The sequence below is a fragment of the Streptococcus mitis genome (genome assembly GCF_005144795.1).
In the GTDB taxonomy this organism is placed as follows: Bacteria; Bacillota; Bacilli; order Lactobacillales; family Streptococcaceae; genus Streptococcus; species Streptococcus mitis_BB.
The window spans coordinates 53,905-77,185 of the sequence record NZ_SWFJ01000007.1; the positions used below are offsets into that span (position 1 = coordinate 53,905).

19 protein-coding genes and 2 pseudogenes are annotated in these 23,281 nt (G+C 34.8%); 19 read left to right on the plus strand and 2 right to left on the minus strand.

The window, feature by feature from the left end:
- The first annotated feature begins 2 nt into the window (after positions 1-2).
- The 11 genes and pseudogenes from FBF73_RS05960 to FBF73_RS10255 all read left to right on the plus strand — a co-directional run.
- Positions 3-590 (plus strand): CPBP family intramembrane glutamic endopeptidase, encoded by a 588-nt coding sequence (locus FBF73_RS05960; protein ID WP_048773328.1) that lies wholly within the window; start codon positions 3-5, stop codon positions 588-590.
- A 333-nt stretch (positions 591-923) separates the two neighbouring features.
- Positions 924-1,223 (plus strand): hypothetical protein, encoded by a 300-nt coding sequence (locus FBF73_RS05965; protein WP_000869753.1) that lies wholly within the window; start codon positions 924-926, stop codon positions 1,221-1,223.
- Complete coding sequence (locus FBF73_RS05970; protein WP_048773330.1) at positions 1,213-1,701, plus strand: hypothetical protein; 489 nt, start codon at positions 1,213-1,215, stop codon at positions 1,699-1,701. Before FBF73_RS05965 ends, FBF73_RS05970 begins: the two co-directional genes overlap by 11 nt.
- Positions 1,701-3,578: a VirD4-like conjugal transfer protein, CD1115 family gene (locus FBF73_RS05975; RefSeq protein ID WP_136937288.1), complete on the plus strand. Its 1,878-nt coding sequence runs from the start codon at positions 1,701-1,703 to the stop codon at positions 3,576-3,578. Before FBF73_RS05970 ends, FBF73_RS05975 begins: the two co-directional genes overlap by 1 nt.
- A 20-nt stretch (positions 3,579-3,598) precedes the next feature.
- Positions 3,599-3,841 carry a hypothetical protein gene (locus FBF73_RS05980; protein ID WP_000627865.1) on the plus strand — a complete coding sequence of 81 codons (243 nt, stop codon included), beginning with the start codon at positions 3,599-3,601 and terminating at the stop codon, positions 3,839-3,841.
- Between the two features lie 16 nt (positions 3,842-3,857).
- Positions 3,858-4,712: a conjugal transfer protein TrbL gene (locus FBF73_RS05985; protein WP_001054257.1), complete on the plus strand. Its 855-nt coding sequence runs from the start codon at positions 3,858-3,860 to the stop codon at positions 4,710-4,712.
- A 53-nt stretch (positions 4,713-4,765) separates the two neighbouring features.
- Positions 4,766-5,125, plus strand: coding sequence for a PrgI family protein (locus FBF73_RS05990; RefSeq protein WP_048773335.1), 360 nt, complete (start codon positions 4,766-4,768; stop codon positions 5,123-5,125).
- Positions 5,076-7,433, plus strand: coding sequence for a VirB4-like conjugal transfer ATPase, CD1110 family (locus tag FBF73_RS05995; RefSeq protein WP_169435183.1), 2,358 nt, complete (start codon positions 5,076-5,078; stop codon positions 7,431-7,433). The genes FBF73_RS05990 and FBF73_RS05995 overlap by 50 nt, the downstream gene beginning before the upstream one ends.
- A gap of 11 nt (positions 7,434-7,444) precedes the next feature.
- Positions 7,445-10,150 (plus strand): phage tail tip lysozyme, encoded by a 2,706-nt coding sequence (locus tag FBF73_RS06000; RefSeq protein ID WP_136937261.1) that lies wholly within the window; start codon positions 7,445-7,447, stop codon positions 10,148-10,150.
- 708 nt (positions 10,151-10,858) lie between these two features.
- Complete coding sequence (gene ltrA / locus FBF73_RS06010) at positions 10,859-12,781, plus strand: group II intron reverse transcriptase/maturase (protein WP_136937262.1); 1,923 nt, start codon at positions 10,859-10,861, stop codon at positions 12,779-12,781.
- A gap of 138 nt (positions 12,782-12,919) precedes the next feature.
- Positions 12,920-13,042: pseudogene (locus tag FBF73_RS10255) on the plus strand (CHAP domain-containing protein); the annotation flags it as partial.
- A 30-nt stretch (positions 13,043-13,072) separates the two neighbouring features.
- Here the strand turns inward: FBF73_RS10255 and FBF73_RS09990 are convergent.
- The gene (locus FBF73_RS09990) at positions 13,073-13,261 is read right to left on the minus strand and encodes a hypothetical protein (protein ID WP_001860875.1); all 189 of its coding nucleotides are present in this window, start codon (positions 13,259-13,261) and stop codon (positions 13,073-13,075) included.
- Positions 13,262-13,279: 18 nt separating this feature from the next.
- Between FBF73_RS09990 and FBF73_RS06030 the strand changes: the two genes are divergently transcribed.
- Positions 13,280-13,846 (plus strand): PBECR4 domain-containing protein, encoded by a 567-nt coding sequence (locus tag FBF73_RS06030; protein ID WP_070481759.1) that lies wholly within the window; start codon positions 13,280-13,282, stop codon positions 13,844-13,846.
- Between the two features lie 890 nt (positions 13,847-14,736).
- Here FBF73_RS06030 and FBF73_RS06035 read toward each other — a convergent pair.
- The gene (locus FBF73_RS06035; protein WP_136937263.1) at positions 14,737-15,699 is read right to left on the minus strand and encodes a helix-turn-helix domain-containing protein; all 963 of its coding nucleotides are present in this window, start codon (positions 15,697-15,699) and stop codon (positions 14,737-14,739) included.
- Between the two features lie 226 nt (positions 15,700-15,925).
- Here FBF73_RS06035 and FBF73_RS06040 point away from each other — a divergent pair, with 226 nt between their 5' ends.
- The 7 genes and pseudogenes from FBF73_RS06040 to FBF73_RS06070 all read left to right on the plus strand — a co-directional run bounded on the left by FBF73_RS06040 (position 15,926) and on the right by FBF73_RS06070 (position 23,244).
- On the plus strand, positions 15,926-17,683 hold the full coding sequence (locus FBF73_RS06040; protein ID WP_136937264.1) for an ABC transporter ATP-binding protein: 1,758 nt from the start codon (positions 15,926-15,928) through the stop codon (positions 17,681-17,683).
- 4 nt (positions 17,684-17,687) lie between these two features.
- The gene (locus FBF73_RS06045; protein WP_084888027.1) at positions 17,688-19,412 is read left to right on the plus strand and encodes an ABC transporter ATP-binding protein; all 1,725 of its coding nucleotides are present in this window, start codon (positions 17,688-17,690) and stop codon (positions 19,410-19,412) included.
- Positions 19,413-19,433: 21 nt separating this feature from the next.
- Positions 19,434-20,021, plus strand: coding sequence for an MptD family putative ECF transporter S component (locus tag FBF73_RS06050; RefSeq protein ID WP_042768183.1), 588 nt, complete (start codon positions 19,434-19,436; stop codon positions 20,019-20,021).
- Positions 20,018-20,707 carry an energy-coupling factor transporter transmembrane component T gene (locus FBF73_RS06055; protein WP_162837406.1) on the plus strand — a complete coding sequence of 230 codons (690 nt, stop codon included), beginning with the start codon at positions 20,018-20,020 and terminating at the stop codon, positions 20,705-20,707. The genes FBF73_RS06050 and FBF73_RS06055 overlap by 4 nt, the downstream gene beginning before the upstream one ends.
- Entirely contained in the window at positions 20,701-22,071 is a 1,371-nt protein-coding gene (locus tag FBF73_RS06060; RefSeq protein WP_048773348.1) for an ABC transporter ATP-binding protein, read from the plus strand. The genes FBF73_RS06055 and FBF73_RS06060 overlap by 7 nt, the downstream gene beginning before the upstream one ends.
- A gap of 247 nt (positions 22,072-22,318) precedes the next feature.
- Positions 22,319-22,588 (plus strand): annotated as a pseudogene (locus FBF73_RS06065) (CHAP domain-containing protein); the annotation flags it as partial.
- A 245-nt stretch (positions 22,589-22,833) separates the two neighbouring features.
- Positions 22,834-23,244 carry a thrombospondin type 3 repeat-containing protein gene (locus FBF73_RS06070; RefSeq protein WP_000387515.1) on the plus strand — a complete coding sequence of 137 codons (411 nt, stop codon included), beginning with the start codon at positions 22,834-22,836 and terminating at the stop codon, positions 23,242-23,244.
- The last annotated feature ends 37 nt before the right edge of the window (positions 23,245-23,281 follow it).

Below are 23,281 nucleotides of genomic sequence, written 5' to 3' on the forward strand. Positions count from 1 at the left end.
CTATGAAAAGAATAATTCCAGTTTATATATTCCAACAAGTAAATGTCCTATTGGTATCTCTATACTTACTGAAATTTCTTTGTATCGGTGAGTTAACTATACTAGAGATTCTCTATGGTGCGTCACTCATTTCTTTTTTATGGATGTATGGCCAACGCAAACAAGCTCATAAGGTCAATATGAAATCTAGGATGAAATGGCTTGGTATTGGATTCATTAGCCTACTGATTATAAGTCTATGTTTTAGCCTAATCCATGCTCAAGGAACCACGAATCAAGCAAACTTAATTGGACTTCAACATCAAGTTCCTTGGTTTTCATTTTTATTGTTCTTAATCAATGCGAGTATGGTTGAAGAATTTCTGTATAGAGAAATTATATGGAATTTGGTGAGAAAATTAGATATCAGAATTGCGTTGACAAGTGTTTTATTTGCCTTAGCACATCATCCTGGAACCATTCTAGCTTGGTGTTTATATGTTTCATTGGGAATGTTTATAGGGATGGTGCGCTATAAATCGGACTTATGGGGCAGTATGGGTCTACATTTGGTGTGGAACCTACTAGTTTATAGTTTGCTGCTTGTTTAGACAACGTTAGATTTTCAAAGGGAAATGAAATGCTAACGTTATGTAACAATGTTAGTCTTTTATTTCAAACTCTTTGATGAATATGAATTTAGCTCGACAGAAAAATAAGAAATGTGATAAAAATTTCAACTACTCTTATCTATAATAAAGCTACCTGTTCTTTGAAAATTGAATCCACTCCGTCTTGATTAGCGTGCCTGTGTAAGTAGGGACTGAGAGTATTTCCCTGTGAAGGGCAACTGGCACAAGACGTGTGTGAGAATTTTCTAACAGACACGGAGTTTATCGTTACCAGACTTAAACGATGCGACAAACTAGATAAAGGAGTTAATCATGAAGGTAGTAAACTTGTATGATTTGAAACAAATGGGAAATAAAGGTGGTTGTACCATCCAATTGATTCATCACTTTCCTTTTGGTATGGGCTTAGGACATCTCAAAAAAGACTACATTGAATTTAAACGTGTTGGTATCTTTGATGGGAAAGCAGTAGAAGTTACTCTTCGAGAACCTTATTCGAGAGATCTACTGCAGGTTGTCAAGTCGATTAAGCAACGTCAGAAATTGATAGCTTATCGTTATAAAGAAGGAAAGCTGCTATTTGTTAAGAAGGAGGCCTCAGATGTCCTCTGAACAACAGGAACGAATGGCAGTTCAATATGCTGAGCGTAGTCTTTTATTTACTGTAAAAAGTCTTTTAAAGATTCTAGAATGGTCTAGACGCCAAGTTTTAGCACAAGATTCCGCCTATAAGATAGGGGTACAGAAATTAGAAGAATTGCTACAATCTCCTTATTCGATTGATACGATTAATCTGAAAAAAGATTTTTTAGACAAACCAATTGATATAGAGAAATTTAAAGCTTTTTTAGAAAAAGAAGAGATTCCTTTAGCCATCGCTTGGCAAGGGGATTCTCTACATTTCTACACGAAAGACCGTTCGATTCTGGACAATCATTTAGACCATCTGTTAGAAAAAATGGTTAATGATCCGGAGAAATTAGCTGATTTTACCATGGATAAGTCATTAGACGATGCAATTGATGAGGCTAAATCCCAAATTACCTTTAGACAAGAAGGGGCCGTCAAACAGAAAGAGATGGTGAGATGATGTACAGTGGAAAGAAATTCCTACTATTCTCACTGTTAGGCATCTTACTAGGCTATCTTTTTCATCGTTTGACGCTTTTGTATGATTCCTATACTGGAAATAGCTTAGATAAATGGACTCATCTTCTGATGGAGGGTCAAGATGAAGTTCTTCAGTCGCCATGGAATGTTTCTTTTACTGGAAAATCAAGTGCTTTTTTTCTACTAGGCTTTGTGATGATGTTGCTGGTTTATCTCTATCTAGAGACTGGTAAAAAACAATACCGAGAAGGGGTAGAATACGGGAGCGCCCGTTTTGGAACTCTAAAAGAAAAGAAGCTCTTTTACGGTAAGGAATTTTCTCATGATACGATTTTAGCACAAGATGTTCGTTTGACATTATTAGATAAAAAACCACCCCAATATGATAGAAATAAGAATATTGCGGTGATCGGAGGTTCAGGAAGTGGGAAGACCTTTCGCTTTGTAAAACCTAATCTGATTCAGATGAACAGTTCTAATATTGTCGTGGATCCTAAAGATCACTTAGCTGAGAAAACAGGCAAACTCTTTTTAGAACATGGCTACCAAGTAAAGGTGTTAGATTTAGTCAATATGAAGAACTCAGATGGCTTCAATCCTTTTCGCTATATAGAGACAGAAAATGATTTGAATCGCATGCTGACGGTTTATTTTAATAACACCAAAGGCTCTGGCTCTCGTAGTGATCCATTTTGGGATGAAGCTTCTATGACTTTGGTACGAGCTTTAGCCTCTTACTTGGTCGATTTCTATAATCCACCCAAAACAAGAGAACAGCTCATTGAAGAGAGTCGTTTGAGTCAAACAGAATACCAAAACTTGTTGAAACGTCAAAAAAAAGAAGTGGAAGAGCGAAAAAAACGAGGGCGTTATCCAAGTTTTGCTGAAATCTCAAAACTCATTAAACACTTATCCAAGGGTGAAAACCAAGAAAAAAGTGTCTTAGAAATTCTATTTGAAAATTATGCTAAAAAGTATGGAACTGAAAATTTTACCATGCGAAATTGGGCAGATTTCCAAAATTATAAGGATAAGACTCTGGATTCTGTTATAGCTGTAACCACTGCTAAATTTGCCCTCTTCAATATTCAAAGTGTCATGGATTTGACCAAAAGAGATACCCTTGATATGAAGACATGGGGCATGGAAAAATCAATGGTTTACTTAGTTATCCCAGATAACGATAGTACCTTTCGCTTTCTTTCAGCCCTCTTTTTTTCAACCGTATTTCAAACCCTAACAAGACAAGCAGATATTGATTTTAAGGGTCAATTGCCTCTTCATGTGAGAGTCTACTTAGATGAATTCGCAAATATTGGAGAAATTCCAGACTTTGCTGAACAAACCTCAACAGTCCGCTCTCGTAATATGAGTCTCGTTCCCATTCTTCAAAATATTGCCCAACTTCAAGGGCTCTATAAAGAAAAAGAAGCTTGGAAAACCATTCTTGGGAACTGTGATAGCTTAGTCTACTTAGGTGGTAATGATGAAGATACCTTTAAATTTATGAGTGGATTACTCGGTAAACAAACCATTGATGTTCGAAATACTAGTCGTTCCTTTGGCCAGACAGGTTCAGGATCCCTTTCTCATCAAAAGATTGCTCGTGATTTAATGACACCTGATGAAGTCGGAAATATGAAACGGCATGAATGCTTGGTTCGAATTGCTAATATGCCAGTCTTTAAAAGCAAAAAATACAATTCCACTAAGCATCCAAACTGGAAGTACCTAGCCAACCAAGAAACCGATGAACGGTGGTGGAACTATCAAATCAATCCTTTGAATCAAAGACAAGAAAATCATCTTGAAGGCCTTAGAATTCGTGATTTAACTTTTGAATCTAGTTTAAAATAAAAATAGAAAAGAGGAAATAGATGATTACGCATTTTAAAGGTTTTGTTTATGGAGTAGACGCAAGTGCTATGTTTGCACAAGCTATGTCTTTGTTACAGAAGGGATTGATTGCAGTTGGTGCCTTTCTCGTTGTTGTGGGGATTGTCAACCTTGCAACCAACATTAAAGATGGTGGACCTGGTGTTCGGAATGCCATTCTGGAAATTGTCGGTGGTGTTATGGTAGGGGCTGCTGGAGCCTTTGTAACTCAAATTTCAATTTAGGAGGATAAACAATGACATGAATCTTAGTTTAGTCTCACCCTTTGTTTACCTTGCATCTGAAAAAATATCAGCTGAAAATTTATTTGAAGGGTTTAATGTAGATTTACAATCTACGGTAGATCTGATTAAATCCCTATCTAGCTACAATCCAACAGTTTGGACTTATATGTCTAGTATTACTAAAAGTGTCATGCAGCCTCTTGGAGTTGCGATTTTATCAGTTGTTCTCATCTTAGAATTTTCGAAGATGGCAAAGAAAATTGCTAACTCAGGAGGAGCGATGACCTTTGAAGCATTAGCGCCGATGTTGATTAGTTATATTATGGTCGCAGTTGTAATTACCAACACTACCGTGATTGTAGAAGCCATCATCGGGATTGCGAGTCACGCCATTGAACAAGTGGCCTCGATTGTGGCTCACGGTGGGGCAAAGTATGATACCATCTCTGGACTAAAAGGTTCAGGATTTATTGGCCGTATGATTGTGGGATTTTTCGCCCTCCTCATTTGGCTAGTTCGGATAGTAAGTGCAGCCATGGTTAATCTTTTGGTATCTATTCGATTTATTCAACTCTACCTTATGATCCCATTTGCCCCTCTTACGATTCCAACATTTTTAAGTGATGAGTGGAAGTCTATTGGTATTGGTTATTTAAAAAATATTATGGTCTATGCGGTACAAGGGGTTCTTATTTTTCTGATTGTTTCTCTTGTTCCTTTGTTTGAATCTGCTGGGAAAATAGCTGTTTCAAATGGTGCAGGAGTCTTGCAATCACTTGCGATTATGTTTGGTAGTTTGGTACAAGCTATCTTACTGATTATTGCCCTCGTTGGTTCTCAACGTACGGCTCGCTCAATCTTAGGTATGTAATTAGATAAAGGCTAGGAAGTGAATGCTTCTTAGCCTTTTTAGAAAGGAAAGTCATGAATACACGTGTCTTTAAAGACATCTCAAAATACCAACACAGGGCTTGGTTAGGTTTCACCACAAGACAAATCATCTTTGTTTTACCAGCCTTTATTGTCACAATTATTGTTTTGGGCTTGAATCTCTTTTTCTGGCAATTTGGAGATTGGTTTGTTTACGGTTTTGTGTTTGCCTTTACCATCCCCCTCATGCTTTTTGGAGTCTATAAACCCAATGATTTATATTTTGAACATTATTTGAAATACCGTCTTCATTTTGAACTAACGGTTCCCCTACGCACAATTACAGGAAAGAAAGGACCTGAACATGAAAAGAAAATCAAATACATTAAAGAAACAAAAAACCTCAATGACTAATCAGAAAGAAGTAGTTAAAGGAAAAAAAGAGGAAGTGTTACCCTCTACGGCTAATACTCTTTCCTATCAAGCTCTGTATCAAAATGGTCTGATGCAGGTAAAAGAAGAATATTTTTCACAAAGCTATTTACTTGGTGATGTCAATTACCAGACCGTTGGTTTAGAAGATAAGAGCGCAATCATTGAGAAGTATTCTGATTTGATTAACTCTTTAGATGACCAAACCAACTTCCAATTGACCATTTTTAATAAAAGATTGAATTTAGAAAAATTCAGACACAGTGTTTTGTATGAGGAAAAAGAAGATGGGTACGATAGCTATCGTAAAGAATTGAATCGGATGATGAATCAAAATTTAGATAGTGGTGAAAATAACTTTTCGGCTGTGAAACTGATTAGTTTTGGTAGAAAGGATTCTAATCCCAAACAAGCCTATCGTTCCTTGTCTCAAATAGGCGAATATTTCAAGAGTGGTTTCTCAGAAATTGATGCTCGATTTGGATCCTTGACTGGAGAAGAACGGGTGAACTTGTTGGCAGATATGCTTAGAGGAGAACACCATCTTCCTTTTTCTTATCGTGATTTAACGAGATCTGGCCAGACAACTCGTCACTTCATAGCACCTAATCTCTTGGATTTTAAAAACAAGAATTACCTACAAATCAATGACCGCTTATTACAGATTGTCTATGTGAGAGACTACGGTATGGAATTAGGGGATCAGTTTATCCGAGACCTCATGCAAGGAGATCTGGAATTGATTGTAAGCCTTCATGCTCAAAGTTCGACCAAGGCAGATGCCATGAAGAAACTACGAACAAAGAAAACCTTAATGGAATCCCAAAAGATTGGGGAACAACAAAAACTAGCTCGTACAGGTATCTATTTGGAAAAAGTAGGTCATGTATTAGAAAGCAATATCGATGAAGCTGAGGAACTCTTAAAAACCATGACCGAGACAGGAGATAAACTATTTCAAACGGTCTTCTTGATTGGGGTCTTTGGTCAGGATGAAGAAGAACTCAAACAAGCCCTAGACACTATCCAACAAGTGGCCGGCTCAAATGACCTAATGATTGATAAACTTCCATATATGCAAGAAGCAGCCTTTAATAGCTTGCTGCCATTTGGTTGTGATTTTTTAGAGGGCGTATCACGGAGTTTATTAACATCTAATGTAGCAGTGAACTCACCTTGGACTTCAGTAGATTTACAAGACCGTAGTGGGAAATATTACGGTATCAATCAAATATCAAGTAATATTATTACCATTGATCGCAGCCTATTAAATACACCGTCTGGTCTGATTTTAGGAACATCTGGAGCTGGGAAAGGGATGGCAACCAAGCATGAAATTATCACGACCAAAATCAAGGAATCTGGTGAAAATACTGAAATTATCATTGTGGATCCAGAAGAAGAGTACAGTGTCATTGGACGAGCTTTTGGGGGAGAAATGATTGATATTGCGCCTGATTCCCAAACTTATCTCAATGTCCTTGACTTGTCTGAGGAAAATATGGATGAAGACCCTGTAAAGGTAAAATCAGAATTTCTTTTATCCTTTATCGGCAAGTTATTGGATAGAAAAATGGATGGAAGAGAAAAATCGATTATCGACCGAGTCACCAGACTGACCTATCAGTCATTTAAAGAGCCTTCTTTGGAAGAATGGGTTTTTGTCTTGAGTCAACAGCCAGAAGAAGAAGCGCAGAATTTGGCACTTGATATGGAACTATATGTCGAAGGTTCTCTTGATATTTTTTCTCATAAGACCAATATTCAGACAGGATCTAATTTCTTGATTTATAACGTTAAGAAGTTAGGAGATGAGCTGAAACAAATCGCTCTTATGGTAGTGTTTGATCAGATATGGAATCGTGTTGTTCGGAACCAAAAATTAGGGAAGAAAACCTGGATTTATTTTGATGAAATGCAGCTTCTCTTATTAGATAAATATGCCAGTGATTTCTTCTTTAAATTATGGAGTCGTGTCAGAAAATATGGAGCCAGTCCGACTGGGATAACTCAAAACGTCGAAACCTTATTGTTAGATCCAAATGGTAGACGGATTATTGCAAATAGTGAATTTATGATTCTCCTCAAGCAGGCAAAAAATGACCGAGAAGAACTGGTTCAACTCTTAGGCTTGTCAAAAGAACTCGAAAAATACCTAGTCAATCCAGAAAAAGGGGCAGGACTAATAAAAGCTGGTTCAGTTGTTGTTCCCTTTAAAAATAAGATTCCTCAAGGTACTCAATTGTTTGATATCATGAGTACGGATCCTGATAAAATGGCTTCTAATTAAGGGGAAGGTAAATGAAGGATAAAAGAGAAATCATACGTGCCCGAAAGGCATTTAGAAGAAGCCTAAAAGATGAGAAAAAATTCTTGAAAAAAGGAAAGAAGGAGGTGAAGAAACAGAAAAAAGATTCCGCTGTACTGGATGAAAAAGCATGGAAAAAAGAGATAAAAGAAAAGCTAGAGGAGATGAGAGAAGTTTCAAAGGCTAGAGTAAAACAAGCAAATGAAGACTACAATCATATTCTTCAAAATAGTCCTCCATCTCTTTTGAATCGCAAAGAATTAAGAGATAGACGATTACCTCATGCTAGGAAACGATTGAAAATAGCCAAGAAGCAATTTAGAGAAGTCAAGGTACAAACAAAAGAAGAAAGAAAAGAGAGTCGTAAAGAAAGAAAAACCAATCCAAAATTTCTCTACGGTCAGGAAACAAAAGTAAAATCCAATTTTTTCTTTCAAGGGAAGAGTTTAGAAGAATTAAAAGCTAAGAAAGAAGTCAAGGCCGCAAAAGAAAATCTAAAATCTACTAAACAAGCCTATAAGTCCAAAAAAGTCAGTAGGAAAGCCAAAACTTTTCTTTATGTTCTTGGACGTGAAGGAGGAGAGTTAGCTTCAGAAAATGAAAATTTAGAAGGCTATCGCACACTTCAAGAGACCATTAGAAAAGGGAAACGCTACAGTCGGCTTTCTTATAACATTGGAAAAGCTAGTGTCAAAACAGGACAAGCAACAGGTCGTTTTACCAAGAAAAGACTGACCAACACAAAAGAGCGATACCATCATTTTAAGGATGGAAAAGGATGGAAACTAGCGAAAGATAACCCAAGTTCCTTTAAAAATCGGTTTCGAAAATTAAAGAAACAAGGTCTTACAAGTGTTCGAAATATCTATCAAAAACTAAAAGCAGCCTTTTCCTTCTTTACATTTGCGACTGGGAATCCTGTAACCTGGATAGTTGGAGGAATAGTCTTTCTTCTTTTACTTATAATGAGCTTCTTTTTAGGATTTTCATCTTCTAGTTTGATTCAACAAGATGAATTTGAATTAACAAAAGCTTATACCCACCTAACTTGGGAAGATGCAGAACATACTCGCACAAATGACAAAGGAATTACCTATTACACAAAAGTTGATGATGTGATGGGGTATATGAACTTTAAATTCCATGACTATGAGTTACACAAACCAGTTCACTTATTTAGTACAGAAACTTACAAGGATTATCTATCTACTTTGTGGCATGATTTAAACGATGGGGAAGATTTGAAATCCATGCAAGACCTCTATGAAACTCCTAAGTATAAACTATCGAAAGACGATCAAGAGGAAATGAAGGAACTAAAAGAAGAAGGTGTCTATGCTTCCATGCAGGAATTGGACAATCCATTTGAGGGGAAAAGCAACGAAGATAGTCTAACCATGACTTATCGTTATGGATACTATGATTTAGACGGAAAACCTACCCTTCAGGAGTACATTCTACTAGAAGCAAAGGCTCACCAAACGATTGTCGCACCAATGGATGGAGTTGTATCTCTAGATGGCGACAATGTTATTCTCACTAACGGAAAAGGAGAGAATGAGAGTAGATTGACCTTGTATTCTATTCATAATGGCCGTGCGATTGAGGGGACAAGAGTCCTAACGGGTGATATTATTGGTGAAACACCAGACGATACAGGTTTGAAAGTTTCCTATCAAAAGTATAAGAACAAGAAAGAAAAATTGGTGTATGTCAATCCGCAATTTTATTTTCCAAAGGTCATTCAACTTCAGACCACTATCTTACCTGCCATTGGTCAGTTTGGTGGGGATGAGTTTGAACGTGCAAAACATATTTATGATTTTTTGAAATCTCAAGGGGCAAGTTCCCAAGCCATTGCGGCTATTTTAGGAAATTGGTCGGTAGAATCTTCTATCAATCCAAAACGAGCTGAGGGAGATTATTTATCTCCTCCTGTTGGCGCTACCGATTCCTCATGGGATGATGAAACCTGGTTAGCAATTGGAGGTCCAGCCATTTATAGTGGTGCTTATCCTAATATACTTCATAGAGGTTTGGGGTTAGGGCAATGGACGGATACCGCAGATGGTTCAACACGTCATACAGCCTTGTTAAATTATGCACGCACCCAAAATAAGAAATGGTATGATTTAGACCTCCAACTTGATTTTATGCTTCATGGGGATAGTCCTTACTATCAAAGTTGGTTAAAGGATTTCTTTGGAAATACGGGCAGTGCAGCCAATCTAGCCCAACTCTTCCTTACCTATTGGGAGGGAAATTCTGGTGACAAACTACTGGAAAGACAAACCAGAGCAACGGAATGGTATTACCAAATTGAAAAAGGCTTTAGCCAAACAAATGGAGGACAGGCAAAAAGTGACCCGCAATCCCTTGAAGGTGTTCGTGGAGACTTGTATGATCATTCTGTTCCTGGTGGTGGAGATGGTATGGCCTATGCCTATGGACAATGTACATGGGGTGTTGCGGCTCGTATGAACCAGTTAGGCTTGAAATTAAAAGGAAGTAATGGAGATAAGATTTCAATCATTAATACTATGGGAAATGGTCAGGACTGGGTTGCGACAGCTTCAAGTCTTGGTGGGGAAACTGGCTCTACACCAAGAGCAGGTGCTATTGTTTCTTTTGTGGGAGGAACACATGGAACACCAGCAGACTATGGTCATGTGGCTTTTGTAGGTGCGAGACGTTTCTAACTGAAAAGGTTAGACACGTTCTTGAAAAATCAACCTGATAATCAGGTTAAATTTGAATAGAATGGAGAACTCTTATCTTGAAAATTGGAATGAAGGGGTAACGCCCTGAAACGATTTCTCTAATACTCCGACATGCGTTTATCTTGTGCAAAGGTAAAGGTTTGAAGCTCGGTGAAGTCGGCTGAAAGATACCGTCATTCTTAAGGACTTAAGAATCGAAAGTGTTCCAGAGGTGGAATATGTATCTGATAGGTCGGGAGTCATTAAAAACTAAATAGGGTGAGAATGTGCATGAGCACTGACGAACCAGCGAATGTACGCTCCGAAGGCGAGTACGTAGAAATGCGTATAACAACGTAAGTTGTTTCAACTTGAGGAAGAGTAAGAATCGACGATATGAAATTCCTTGTTATGTTACAGGCATATCAAAGTTGAAGGGGTATAGCTAGGCACCTAAGTTTAGTATTGATAAAGATAAGGGAACGTCGAAAGCTAGAGATGTGGAGGTTGCACAACCAGAGAAACATTGGAAAGAAAATCATAACTTTCCTTAATCTCTAGTGAGAGTGGTGGCACGACCTTTGAAAGTGTTGTAATGATACTGGAGGAACAGCCACTAGTCAATAGTGTATTGTTATGAACTTTATCATTTCATGGATTCTTGTAAGACATAAAAGGTCACGAATCCAAAGAGAGGAGTGATAGACCATGACGAAATCAAAAAATGATGACAAACTATTAAAACATCAAAAACTAAGGTATGCGGAATACTATGGCATGACTGAGATATTTGATGATTTATATTCAAAAAGTCAAAAGGGATTCAGTTTTAAGAACTTAATGAACATTATCATATCTCCCGAGAATATACTGCTCGCTTATCGTACCATAAAGCGGAATGGTGGTAGTCAAACCGAAGGAGTAGATGGTGTTACCATTAAAGATTTAGAAAATCTGACCCAAGAAGACTTTATCTCTAAAGTTCAAAGAAGATTTCAATATTATAGACCCAGAAAAGTCAGAAGAGTAGAGATTCCTAAGCCAAATGGGAAGAAACGACCACTTGGCATTCCCTCGATGTGGGACAGAGTGGCCCAACAGTGTATTTTACAAGTGTTGGATCCAATCTGTGAAGCGAAATTTTACAAACACAGTTATGGATTTAGACCCTTAAGGTCGGCTGATAACGCTATTATGGACTGTATGTATCGTATGAATAAAAGTCATATGACTTATGTCGTTGACGTTGATATTAAAGGCTTTTTTGATGAAGTGAATCATACTAAGTTAATGCGTCAAATCTGGACATTAGGTATCAGAGACAAACAACTTCTAGTGATTATTCGAAAAATGTTAAAAGCACCAATTGTTCTTCCGAATGGAAAAGTGACATATCCAACTAAGGGCACACCACAAGGAGGTATCTTATCTCCACTACTTGCCAATATCAATCTCAATGAATTTGATTGGTGGATAGGACGACAATGGGAAGAAAGAGATTGTAAGGAATTAGTTCCTCAATATAATTCCAAGGGAACAAGACACAAGTCACATGTATACAGAAAGCTGCGAGCTTCAACGACGCTAAAAGAAGTTTATATTGTCCGATATGCGGATGATTTTAAAATCTTTTGTCGAAATAGGAATGAGGCAGAGCGAACGTTTAAGGCTGTAAAATTGTGGTTAAAAGAACGACTTAACCTCCCTATTTCAGAGGAAAAATCTCAAATTACCAATCTGAGAAAGAAAAGTAGTGAATTCCTTGGGATTACTTTAAAGCTAGTTTCTAAGAATAATCGTTTGGTTTGTTTCTCTCATATTGCATCAAAAGCCAATAAACGTATTAAACATCAACTGAAACAACAGATGAAATTGATACAAATTAAAGGTGCTAAAGAAACAATTATTCGTGAAATACAGAAGTATAATAGTATGGTTATCGGTATTCATAACTATTATAGTATGGCAACACATGTGAGTAAGGATTTAGAAGAAATTCATTATCAGCTTTATCTCTCTTTTAAAAATCGATTGCAGGCGAAAGGTCTGACAAAAATAGGAGAATACAAGGGAAAAGATAAAGGACTTCTCCCCTACCTCCAATCTCAAAATATTCGGTACTTAATGGGTTATCCAATTCTTCCAATTAGCTATGTCAAGACGAGAACACTAAAAGGAAGAAATAAGAATCTGAATAGGTATACTCCCGAGGGGAGAAAATTGATTCATAAACAACAGGAATCTGTTGAAACATGGAAATTAAAATGGCTGAGAGAACACTCAATTATAAATAAGCGTGCAACAGTTGAATACAATGATAATCGAATTTCTTTATTTGTAGCTCAAAAAGGGAAATGTGCTGTAACCGGTCAGGAATTGGATATGGATGATATTCATTGTCACCATAAGAGACCGTGGTTAGAAACAAAGGATGACTCTTATAGGAACCTTATCATTGTTGGACGAGATATTCATCGCCTGATTCACGCAACAAATGAGAAGGTTATCAAAAATCTCTTTCAGCTTTTGAATTTGAGTGATACAGGACTGACCAAATTAAATCAGTTGCGCGAACTTGCAGGAAATTCACCATTATTGAAAGAAAATTTGAACTTAGAACAATTATGTTAATCATATTAATACAGCACGATAAAGCAAAATCGTGATAATACACTATTGATGGAACGCCGTGTGCGGTGAAAGTCGCACGCACGGTGTGAAGCGGGGGAAAAGATGGAGATAGTATCAAAGTTTTACCTATCGCTATAGAAGGTCTATGATGATGGTTCTTTCCTTGTGTCTGAAACCAACTATGGTGGCAACCCTAACTATACCTTTAGAAAAATCTCTCAAGCAGATAGTGCCATTAGTTTTGCTTATACTACGAAATAGAAGAGTTTACACTTGAAATTTTAACCATTTTCAGGTAGAATAAATAGTGTAGATGAGTAGTCGGCTCATGGTCAATCTGATAGTAATCTTGGACATAAGGGCCAAGCGGTGGCGGACACCAGAACGAAATCCGATAGCAATCTTGGACGTAAGGGCCAAGCGGTGGCAGACACCAGAATAAACCGACTGACTAGGTGGCTTACAGACTCTGTAAACCACCTTTTTTGTGAGGAAAATATGGCAAATTCTAGAGATTATCGTAATCCAAATTACACCGAAAAAATAAAACTTCAGCGTTTTTTTACTCAGTTACAAATTGCGGCTTCTTTTTTTAAAGAACACTTCGTTGGCAAAATCATGTATTATGAAACAGAAATAGAAAGTGTTGAACTTCATTTTTCACCTACTAATTTCATGCACCTATGTGGTGTTGATTACCGAAAAGGTGCAGGCAGTTTCTTTGACGATTGTTTAAATAGTCATGTCATAATTGATGAGTTGAAAATAAAAAATGATGGAACCACGATGCAAAAGTTACAAGTTTTAGGATCTATTGAGGAGTTATTGGGAAAGCATGTTCATCTAACTGGTTCAGGACGTTATTTGTATTTGGAGTTTGATTATGCTCTACGTACAAGAAAACAGATACTAGCATTAACATTGAAAGAGACATCAAGGAAAATTGTTCCTCAATCTTTATTAGATTTGAAGAGAAAGACAGTATTTCCAGAAGGTCAAAAAGTAATTTCAATTTACTCAAAACATTTACAAACGTCGGAACTTTTTTATTATTTAAAAGATTAGTTTACATATCTTTTGTGGTATAAAACATATTTTTATCATTATAAGGAGAACGCAGTTTTGGCTCGTTCTTTTTTTGTTGATGATATGCTCCAAACAACATATACTAGATTGGATATGAAATAGTTTGTGATTACATAATTTATCTTCAGGAAAGTTATGGACATTATGTCAATTTCTGTTATGATAGACATCTCTAACAATTTCCGTTATAACAGACATTGACTTACAAAGTATTTCTTTTCTGAACATATTAGCGTTATAATATAAATGCAGTGTTACACTGTAGAATATTAAGAAAATAGGATACTATAGGTTTAAACTAAATGTGTAAGATAAATAGTTGGATTAGTAAAAGTTTCAAGTCTGATAAGAACAACATTACATTTCATACAACTGAATGTATATATTTTATAAGAGAGAGGGATGCTTGATTGGGGAAAATCATTCAAAATACAGTTATAAGGATTTTAATAAGAATGAAAGTGTGATATTTCTTTTTCATTAATCTTCTAAATGTATTAAAATCAAGCTTTCCACTTATGTATTCTGCTAATAAACTTCAATACATTTCAATAGATTTTCAAAATTTGGTGGGGATTTTTATTATACTTTGTACGAGCTTTTCAATACCCTATCCCAACCTTTAAAATCCCCTAAGTTATTTACTCAAGGGATTTTTTATCTGCTTTTTTCATACTTAAACAGTCAGTCTAACTGTTTGATTTTCTTTGTGACTAACTCCCTAAAAATAGTAGAATTAGCTACTTTACTGATTTTACAAGATAATAACAAGACCTAAACGTATAATTTATTTAGGTTTACCAATTATGACTTTAACATTTTCCAATAAGGTCTAACTCAACCGTCCCCAAAGTTAAATCCTTATGTATTTAATCAGAAAGATTATTTTTCGCATATTTTTTTATGTCTTTGGGATAAAATCCCTTATATTTTTTGAAGCATGTACTAAATTTACTGTGAGAGGAATATCCTACAGCCTCTGCTATATCTTGAATTTTAAGGGTAGAGTTCAGTAGGAGTAATTCCGCCATATTCATTCTCCGTCTTTGAGTATATTCTGTAATTGTGCATTGATATTTTTGCTTAAATAACTTTTTTAGTTTTGTGCCGCTCATAGTGGATATTTTTTCTAAAGTATCCTGTGAGATAGATGTTGCATAATGATCGTCTATATAATTGGTGACATTTTTCAAAGCCTCATCATCGGCAATAGATAGTGGATTGCTGTACTTATTTAAAAAAGAGTCTATTGTAATACTTAACCATTCCTTTGCCTTTGACTCAAAAAAGATTTCAGCAGCAGGAGATGCCATCTTGCAATTAAGGATATCTTTTGCGATTCTTTCTAAAGGCTTGTTTATTATAATGCTGGTATTAAAAAATAAATCTTCATAGTTACAGACTTTATTCTTATAAGAGGACAGGCATTGCTCTATCATGGACTGATTGAAATTTATACCGATTCCTAAATAAGGAGAGTTTTTGTGAAGTATAAACCTAAAGTCTTTAGAATTTTTTGTATTTATAGTATAAAGTGAATTTGAAGAAAGATTTTGATAAGGATTAAAACATTCACCGTTTGCTGTAACTAAATAAGATAAATAAAGGGAATAGAAATTATTCAAACCAGAAAAACTTGTATGGATAATTTCTTTTTTTATGAAAACATCATAAATATCAATAGTGAAATTATCGCCCTCGTAAAACCAATATATGCCTTCTGCATTATCCGTGCTAAAACGGAATTCATGTCCTACAGTGGAGTATTTTGTATTATCGATAGATTCATCTGTAGAAAAAAAGTTTTTAACAAAGTTATAAAAATCACTCATATTATACCTCCGTGCTTTATATTTTATCCCGAATAGACATTATCCCGAATAGACTTATTTAGTCATATCTAATTGATTGAAATCCTCATTTATTATAAAATAAATGATAAATAAAAACAAGAAAAACTATGCGTATTGCAAAAGAGTTTGAAAACAAGCCTCTAAAATCAGTCTAAAAAGGCTATTTATAGGGTTTGCTAATTTTAAAAAAAGGAGGAGTTGTTCAGTGAAGGATAAGAAGAAATCAATACTGAAAAGACTAATGGCTTACGGTGGTGAAAAAAGTTTTTTACTCTATATTGCTATTGTTATGTCTGCTGTATCAGGTGTCATGGTTTTGATGCCTATGGTATATATTCATAGAATTGTAAATAACTTAATTTTAAATGGGATGGTGAATTTTGATTATGTAAAGGAAAATTCAATTTATGCAGCAGTCTTTGCCGTTCTGGGGCTTTTTATATACCTAATAGGTTTAATTTTATCCCATATTTTTGCATTTGAAGTGGAAGATAACATTATTAAGACTTCCGTAACAAAACTAATAAACAAACCGCTTGGGTATTTCGATGACAAAGAAAGCGGAAGGATAAGAAATGTAATTGTGTCCGGAGCGTCTGAAACCCATTCTTTTATAGCGCATCAACTTCCTGATATGGCGATGACCATTATATCGCCAATCGTCCTGCTTGTATTTTTCTTCGTGTTTAACTGGAAGTTAGGACTTGCCAGTATGATACCGATGATTATCGGTATGACATTGATGTCATCTATGATGACAACCGAAACAAAAAAAATGAAGGATGAGTATTATGCAGGACTTTCCGATTTATCCTCTCAGACTGTGGAATATGTTCGAGGAATTCCTGTTGTTAAAACATTTGCACAAAGTGTTGAGAGCTTTGATAAGTTATATTCGTTAATCATAAAAACAAAAGACAATGTACTTAAGCTTACTATGAGTTATACGAATAAAATGTCGTGGTTTGAAACCGTTTCTACATCGACGGCATTTTTCTTGGTACCTGTGGCATTACTCTTAATAAAATTTAATGGAAACTTATCTAATGTAGTTGCAGATTCTGTTATTTACTTCCTAATAGGACCGGCATTTGCTACTTTTATTATGAGAACTGCGACGATTACACAATACAGTTATTTTGCAGAACTTGCTTTAGATAAAATTGAAAATATACTTGAGTTTGATGATTTTGTTTATGGAAATAAAACAAGTTCTGATGTTGGGATAGAGTTTAAAAATGTAAGCTTTTCTTATGAAGATGAAAATGTATTAGACGATATTTCATTTAAGGTGAATAAAGGAGAACGAGTTGCTTTAGTCGGATCATCAGGCAGTGGTAAAACTACTATAGCAAGGCTTGCTGCACGATTTTACGATATTAAAACAGGTGAAATTTATATTGGAGGAATTAATATAAAAGATTTTGAAAAAGAGGCTTTAATGAGAAAAATTGCTTTTGTTTTTCAAAACTCTAAACTATTTAAAATGAGTTTAAGAGATAATCTTTTAATCGGAAAGCCTGATGCAACTAATGAAGAAATTGACAATGCCTTAATCAATTCAGGGGCTAAAGATATTATTAAAAATTTAGATAAAGGACTTGATACTGTTTACGGAACTAAAGGCACATATTTTTCAGGAGGAGAGGCTCAAAGGATTTCTATAGCGAGAGCTTTTTTGAAAGATGCAGATATTATCATTTTAGATGAAGCTACAGCCTTTGCAGATCCTGAAAATGAACATTTGATTCAAGAGTCTTTTAAGAAGCTATCAAAAAACAAGACAACATTGATGATTGCTCATAGATTATCTACAGTAGTAGATGCGGATAAAATTCTTGTTATTGATAAGGGGAAAATTGTAGAAGAAGGCAAGCATTCAGATTTAATCGGTATGAGTGGGCCTTACAAAAAACTTTGGGAAGAATATCAAAAATCCGTAAATTGGAAGATAGGAGGTTAAACATATGGTTTCTTATTTTATGAAAAAATATGCGATGTCAGAAAAAGGCGCTCTTAACTTAAAAAAAGCCATATTTTCACACACGCTTGTTAATTTAACTAAATTGTTCGCACCAATGATCGGTTTTATGTTTCTGTTTCAGTATATAGGCATTTTAAAAAGTATTGAGAGTTACAATTTTACTTCTGTTCATTATATTGCACTAATTGTAGTAATGATGATTGTGATGTTCTTAATAGCGAGGTGGGATTATGTAAGACTTTACACCAATGTGTACAACGAGAGTGCAAATTCAAGAATTGAGTTAGCGGAAAAGTTAAAGAAATTACCTCTTTCTTATTTTGGTAAAAGAGATTTGGCAGACCTTGCGGAAACCATGATGAATGACATGAACTTATATGAAACAATTTTTTCTCATGCTGTACCTCATATATATTCAACGGCTATATCCACAAGTATTATTGCTTTAATGCTTATCTTCTATAATTGGAAACTTGCACTTGCAGCCCTTTGGGTAATTCCCATTTCTATTTTGATTATATTTTTATCAAAGAAAAGTCAGAAAAAAATAGTACAAGGCTGGATAGATGATAATCGTAAGGTTTTTGATAATCTACAGGAAAATATAGAGCAGATAGAGCAAATAAAATCTTACAACTTAGAAGATAGGATGTTAAATGATTTTTTTGAAAAATTAAATGCATCCACAAAACAGAAGACGAAAGGTGAAGTTGTAGCCGGAACACTTACAGGAATAGCTGCCGCAATTTTAAAGCTTGGAATTATAAGTGTTGCCGTTATCGGCGTCAACATGCTTATGGCAGGGGAGGTAAGTGCGCTGGTTTATATCGCATTTTTAATGCTTACAGCAAGTATTTATCTTCCTATAGAAGGAATAATCACCTTTATGTCAATGATAGTTATGCTTGATGCGGTTGTAGGGAGAATAAAGGAAATAAAGACCATGCCTGTTCAAAAAGGCAAAAAAGATATTGACATTAAAAATTACGATATTGAGTTCAAGGATGTTTATTTCGGATATGATGATTATTCTGTAATAAATTGTGTGAGCTTTACTGCAAAGCAGGGTGAAATCACTGCGCTAATCGGTTCAAGCGGAAGCGGAAAAACAACTCTCACCAAGCTTGCTGCAAGATTTTGGGATATAGATAAAGGAAAGATTTTGATAGGGGGAGAGGACATCGGTAAAATTGATCCGGAAACACTCCTTAAAAATTTCTCTATCGTTTTCCAAGATGTTACTCTTTTTAATTCAAGCATAAAAGATAATATAAAAATCGGTAAAAAAGATGCTACAGATGAAGAGATTATAAGAGCGGCTAAAATAGCAAGATGTTATGAATTTATAGACAAAATGCCGGATGGAATAGATACAGTAATAGGTGAAAACGGACAAAGACTTTCAGGCGGAGAAAGACAAAGAATCTCAATAGCAAGGGCAATACTAAAAGACGCACCAATCATATTGCTTGATGAGGCTACAGCATCTCTGGATGTTGAAAATGAAAGTCTAATTCAAGAGGCTTTATCCGAACTTATAAAAGAAAAAACGGCAATTGTTATTGCTCATAGATTAAGAACAATAAGAAATGCAAACAAAATCGTTTTATTAAATGCCGGAAAAATAGAAGCGATAGGGACAGATGAAGAACTTTGTAAAAGCTCGGAATTTTATAAAGCAATGCTTAGAAAATCAAATATTCAGTGAAAACTTATTTAGAAGGAAAATATAAAAATGGAAAAATTAAGAATTAAAGATTTAGTTACGATAGGTGTATTTACAGTAATATATTTTGTACTTATGTTTGCTTCGGGAATGATTGGTATTGTACCGATTTTATACTTGGCATACCCTACACTGGCAGGCATTATAACAGGAATAGTTATAATGCTCTTTATGGCAAAAGTTCAAAAATCATGGGGATTATTTATACTTGGGTTGATTTGTAGTCTTTTAGCAATTGCAATGGGAAATACATATGTAATATTGATACATGCTGTAATCAGTATGGCAATTGCGGAACTTTTAAGAAAAAAAGGAGAATATAAATCATTTAAATTTAATATGCTCTCATTTGTCGTATTCAACACTTGGATTTGTGGTTTCCTTATGCAAGTTTTGTTGGCTAAAGACAAGGTTATTAAACTGGCGGAAACAGGCGGTATGGGTCACGATTATATAATGAAGCTCATAGCACTTTTGAATTATCGAAGTATGGTATTAGTATATATCGGTGCTGTTGTCGGCGGGATACTCGGCGCATATATCGGTAAAGTCTTTTTGAAAAAGCATTTCGAAAAAGCTGGTATTGTATAATGCTCGTTTCTTTAGACAATCCATATAATCCCAATCCAATTAGTAAAATTTTAGTAAGTTTTTCACTTGGATTTGCTGTATTTTATAAAGTAAATACCTATTTTGAATGGGGAATTGTGCTTCTTATTTCATTTCTTTTTTTAATGAATGGATTTAAGAAAGAAGCCTTAAAAAACATATCATTTTTTGGGGTTCTTTCTTTGATACCTAATCTTGATGTAATTAGAAATATGAATGCGATTTTAATGATGTTTTTTATGCTATTTGCTGTATGTAAGATGTTTTATCTTCCATTTAGTGCGGGAAGTTTTTTTTTAAAAACATCGGATGTAGGAAGTGTAATATCCTCAATGGATAAAATGAATTTACCTCGTACTGTTTCTATACCAATTGCTGTAATGTTTAGGTTTTTTCCTTCATTTAGGGAAGAAAGTCACAATATAAAACTTGCTATGAAAATAAGGGGTATTACATTTAAAAATCCAATTTCATACATCGAGTATGTAATTGTGCCTTTACTTGTTATGTCTTCTAATATTTCTGATGATATTGCAAAGGCAGCAGAAACAAAATGTATTGAAAATCCTGTTAAAAAAACTAGGTACATATCCGTCAAAACGAAAACAGTTGATTTTGTTTATGTGCTTTCAATACTGATTATGGTTATAGGAGGAGCTTTATGGTAGAAATTGAAAATTTATCTCTATCTTATGGAAATTCTCCTAAAGTGTTAAAAAACATTTCTTTAGATGTAAAAAAAGGCGAATGTGTATTATTTACTGGGAAAAGTGGTAGCGGAAAATCTTCAATTATAAATTCTATCAATGGGTTAGCTGTACGATATGATGGAGCTTCTATGGGTGGAACCATCAGGATTGATAATAAAGATATTAAAAACCTCGAATTATACGAAATATCGCTCTTAGTATCAAATGTATTTCAAAATCCAAAGACACACTTTTTCAATATAAATACTACTCTTGAATTACTTCTCTATTTGGAGAATATAGGACTTTCAAAAAAACAAATGGATGAAAGACTAAATGATATGTTGGATTTGTTTCCGATAGAACATCTTTTAAATAGAGATATTTTTAAGCTTTCGGGTGGAGAAAAGCAGATTTTATGTATTGCTGCAAGTTATATATCTGGAACGGAAATCATTGTTTTAGATGAGCCTTCATCAAATCTTGATGAAGAAAACATTTTAATCATAAAAGAAATGCTTATAAAACTTAAAGATAAGGGGAAAACTCTTATAATCTCAGAACATAGAATATTTTATCTAATGGATATTGTAGATAGAGTTTTTTTGATTAAAGATGGGGAAATACAAAAGGAATATACTCAAATAGATTTTATGAAAATACCGTCTGAAAAGCTAAAGAAGTTAGGTTTAAGAAATAAGAATAGAGTAAAACTTACAGTACCCGAAAATGAAAATAAGGGAAATTTAGAAGTAAAAAACATTGAATTTAAGTTTAATGGCATAGATAAAAAATTGCATTTAAAAGACCTCTCTTTTGAAATGGGAAAAATTTACGGCATAGTAGGAACAAACGGACTTGGTAAATCCACTTTGCTCAGATGCCTTATAGGCTTAGAAAGAAAATCGAAGGATGAAATCTATTTGGACGGCAAAAGACTTTCAAAATCAGATAGGCTAAAAATATCATCCCTTGTAATGCAGGATGTTAATCATCAGCTTTTTACCGATTCTATTGCAAGTGAAGTAGGTCTTGGAATAAAAAATATTGAAAGTAGTTATGTTGAAAATATTCTGAAAAAACTTGATTTATATGAATCAAAAGATCGTCATCCAATGAGCTTGTCAGGTGGACAAAAGCAAAGGGTAGCAATTGCATCTGTACTATGTAAAAAATCTAAACTTATGTTTTTTGATGAGCCTACTAGTGGAATGGATTATTGCAATATGATGAACATATCCCATCTGATCAACGAATGTAAAAGCGATAAGAAAATAATATTCATTGTTTCACATGACCAAGAATTTTTAAATTCGATAGCTGACAATGTTATATATTTGTAAATATCCATAGTGATACTCATATTTGAAAAATCAAAATAAAGGAGATTTAAAGATGTAAGGAGATAAAAATATGAAATATCATGACATGATAATAGAAAATATAAGTGTATGTGAATTTCTTTTATCGTGTGAAAGTAAGATATTTTGTTTAGGAAAATTTTTATGCGTTATTAAATAATATAATAGAAAAAGAATACATTTCTAAAAGAGGACTTTTTACGCCAAAGTGTAGAAGTCCTCCTTTTTTATTATCACTAACGGAAAAGGAGAGAATGGGAGTCGTTTAACCTTATATTCCATTCATAATGGCCGTGCGATTGAGGGGACAAGAGTTCTAACGGGTGATGTTATCGGTGAAACACCAGATAATACAGGTTTGAAAGTTTCTTATCAAAAGTATAAGAACAAGAAAGAAAAATTGGTGTATGTCAATCTTCAATTTTATTTCCCAAAAGTCATTCAACTTCAGACTACTATTTTACCAGCAATTAGTCAGTTTGGTGGGGATGAGTTTGAATGAGCAAAACATATTTATGAGTTTTTGAAATCTCAAGGGCCAAGCGGTGGTAGACACCAGAATAAACCGACTGACTAGGTGGCTTACAGGTTCTGTAAGTCGTCTTTTTTACTTTAATAGTAATGTTTTACATTTTAAGGAGAACGCAGTTTTGGCTCGTTCTCTTTTTTTGTTGTGATACTTCTTTCAAGGAATATTTGATAGGATTGGAGTGAAAAAAGATTAACTAGGAAAGAAGGAAGTATATGGAAGCCATTTATCAACGTGATTCGGATCAAGATGGACTAACTGATGCTCAAGAATTGACGCTAGGAACCAATCCTCTTAGCGCAGATTCTGATGGTGATGGTCGTTCAGATTTAGTAGAAGTAGAAGAAGGAACCAATCCCTTAGAAAAGGATTTACAAGACATGGGCCAAACAAGTATAACTGAACCGTCTTCAGTATTTATGGAAATGAAACAAAAGATTTCAGATATGATGGAGAGTCACTACAAGGAATTTATACAGGCTCTGATTAGTATTGAAACAGGGATTGAAAACCAACAAGACCTAGAAGACTTATATACTTACTACATGAGAACAGATGCCGTTTCTCTTTTGTCTAGTGATTTAGAAACCAGTCCTCAAGAGGTTGAAATGGAGATAGAGTTGTAGGGGAATCATGTGATTCTCCTATTTTCGTATAGATGAA

Excerpts from the sequence above, each read along its gene's own strand:
- FBF73_RS05980 (WP_000627865.1), top strand. The coding sequence starts at position 3,599 with ATGATTACGCATTTTAAAGGTTTTGTTTATGGAGTAGACGCAAGTGCT.
- FBF73_RS05960 (WP_048773328.1), top strand. The coding sequence starts at position 3 with ATGAAAAGAATAATTCCAGTTTATATATTCCAACAAGTAAATGTCCTA.
- FBF73_RS06060 (WP_048773348.1), top strand. The coding sequence starts at position 20,701 with ATGGTAGAAATTGAAAATTTATCTCTATCTTATGGAAATTCTCCTAAA.
- FBF73_RS05985 (WP_001054257.1), top strand. The coding sequence starts at position 3,858 with ATGAATCTTAGTTTAGTCTCACCCTTTGTTTACCTTGCATCTGAAAAA.
- FBF73_RS05970 (WP_048773330.1), top strand. The coding sequence starts at position 1,213 with ATGTCCTCTGAACAACAGGAACGAATGGCAGTTCAATATGCTGAGCGT.
- FBF73_RS05990 (WP_048773335.1), top strand. The coding sequence starts at position 4,766 with ATGAATACACGTGTCTTTAAAGACATCTCAAAATACCAACACAGGGCT.
- ltrA (WP_136937262.1), top strand. The coding sequence starts at position 10,859 with ATGACGAAATCAAAAAATGATGACAAACTATTAAAACATCAAAAACTA.
- FBF73_RS06030 (WP_070481759.1), top strand. The coding sequence starts at position 13,280 with ATGGCAAATTCTAGAGATTATCGTAATCCAAATTACACCGAAAAAATA.
- FBF73_RS05975 (WP_136937288.1), top strand. The coding sequence starts at position 1,701 with ATGTACAGTGGAAAGAAATTCCTACTATTCTCACTGTTAGGCATCTTA.
- FBF73_RS05965 (WP_000869753.1), top strand. The coding sequence starts at position 924 with ATGAAGGTAGTAAACTTGTATGATTTGAAACAAATGGGAAATAAAGGT.
- FBF73_RS06045 (WP_084888027.1), top strand. The coding sequence starts at position 17,688 with ATGGTTTCTTATTTTATGAAAAAATATGCGATGTCAGAAAAAGGCGCT.
- FBF73_RS05995 (WP_169435183.1), top strand. The coding sequence starts at position 5,076 with ATGAAAAGAAAATCAAATACATTAAAGAAACAAAAAACCTCAATGACT.
- FBF73_RS06000 (WP_136937261.1), top strand. The coding sequence starts at position 7,445 with ATGAAGGATAAAAGAGAAATCATACGTGCCCGAAAGGCATTTAGAAGA.
- FBF73_RS06035 (WP_136937263.1), bottom strand. The coding sequence starts at position 15,699 with ATGAGTGATTTTTATAACTTTGTTAAAAACTTTTTTTCTACAGATGAA.
- FBF73_RS06070 (WP_000387515.1), top strand. The coding sequence starts at position 22,834 with ATGGAAGCCATTTATCAACGTGATTCGGATCAAGATGGACTAACTGAT.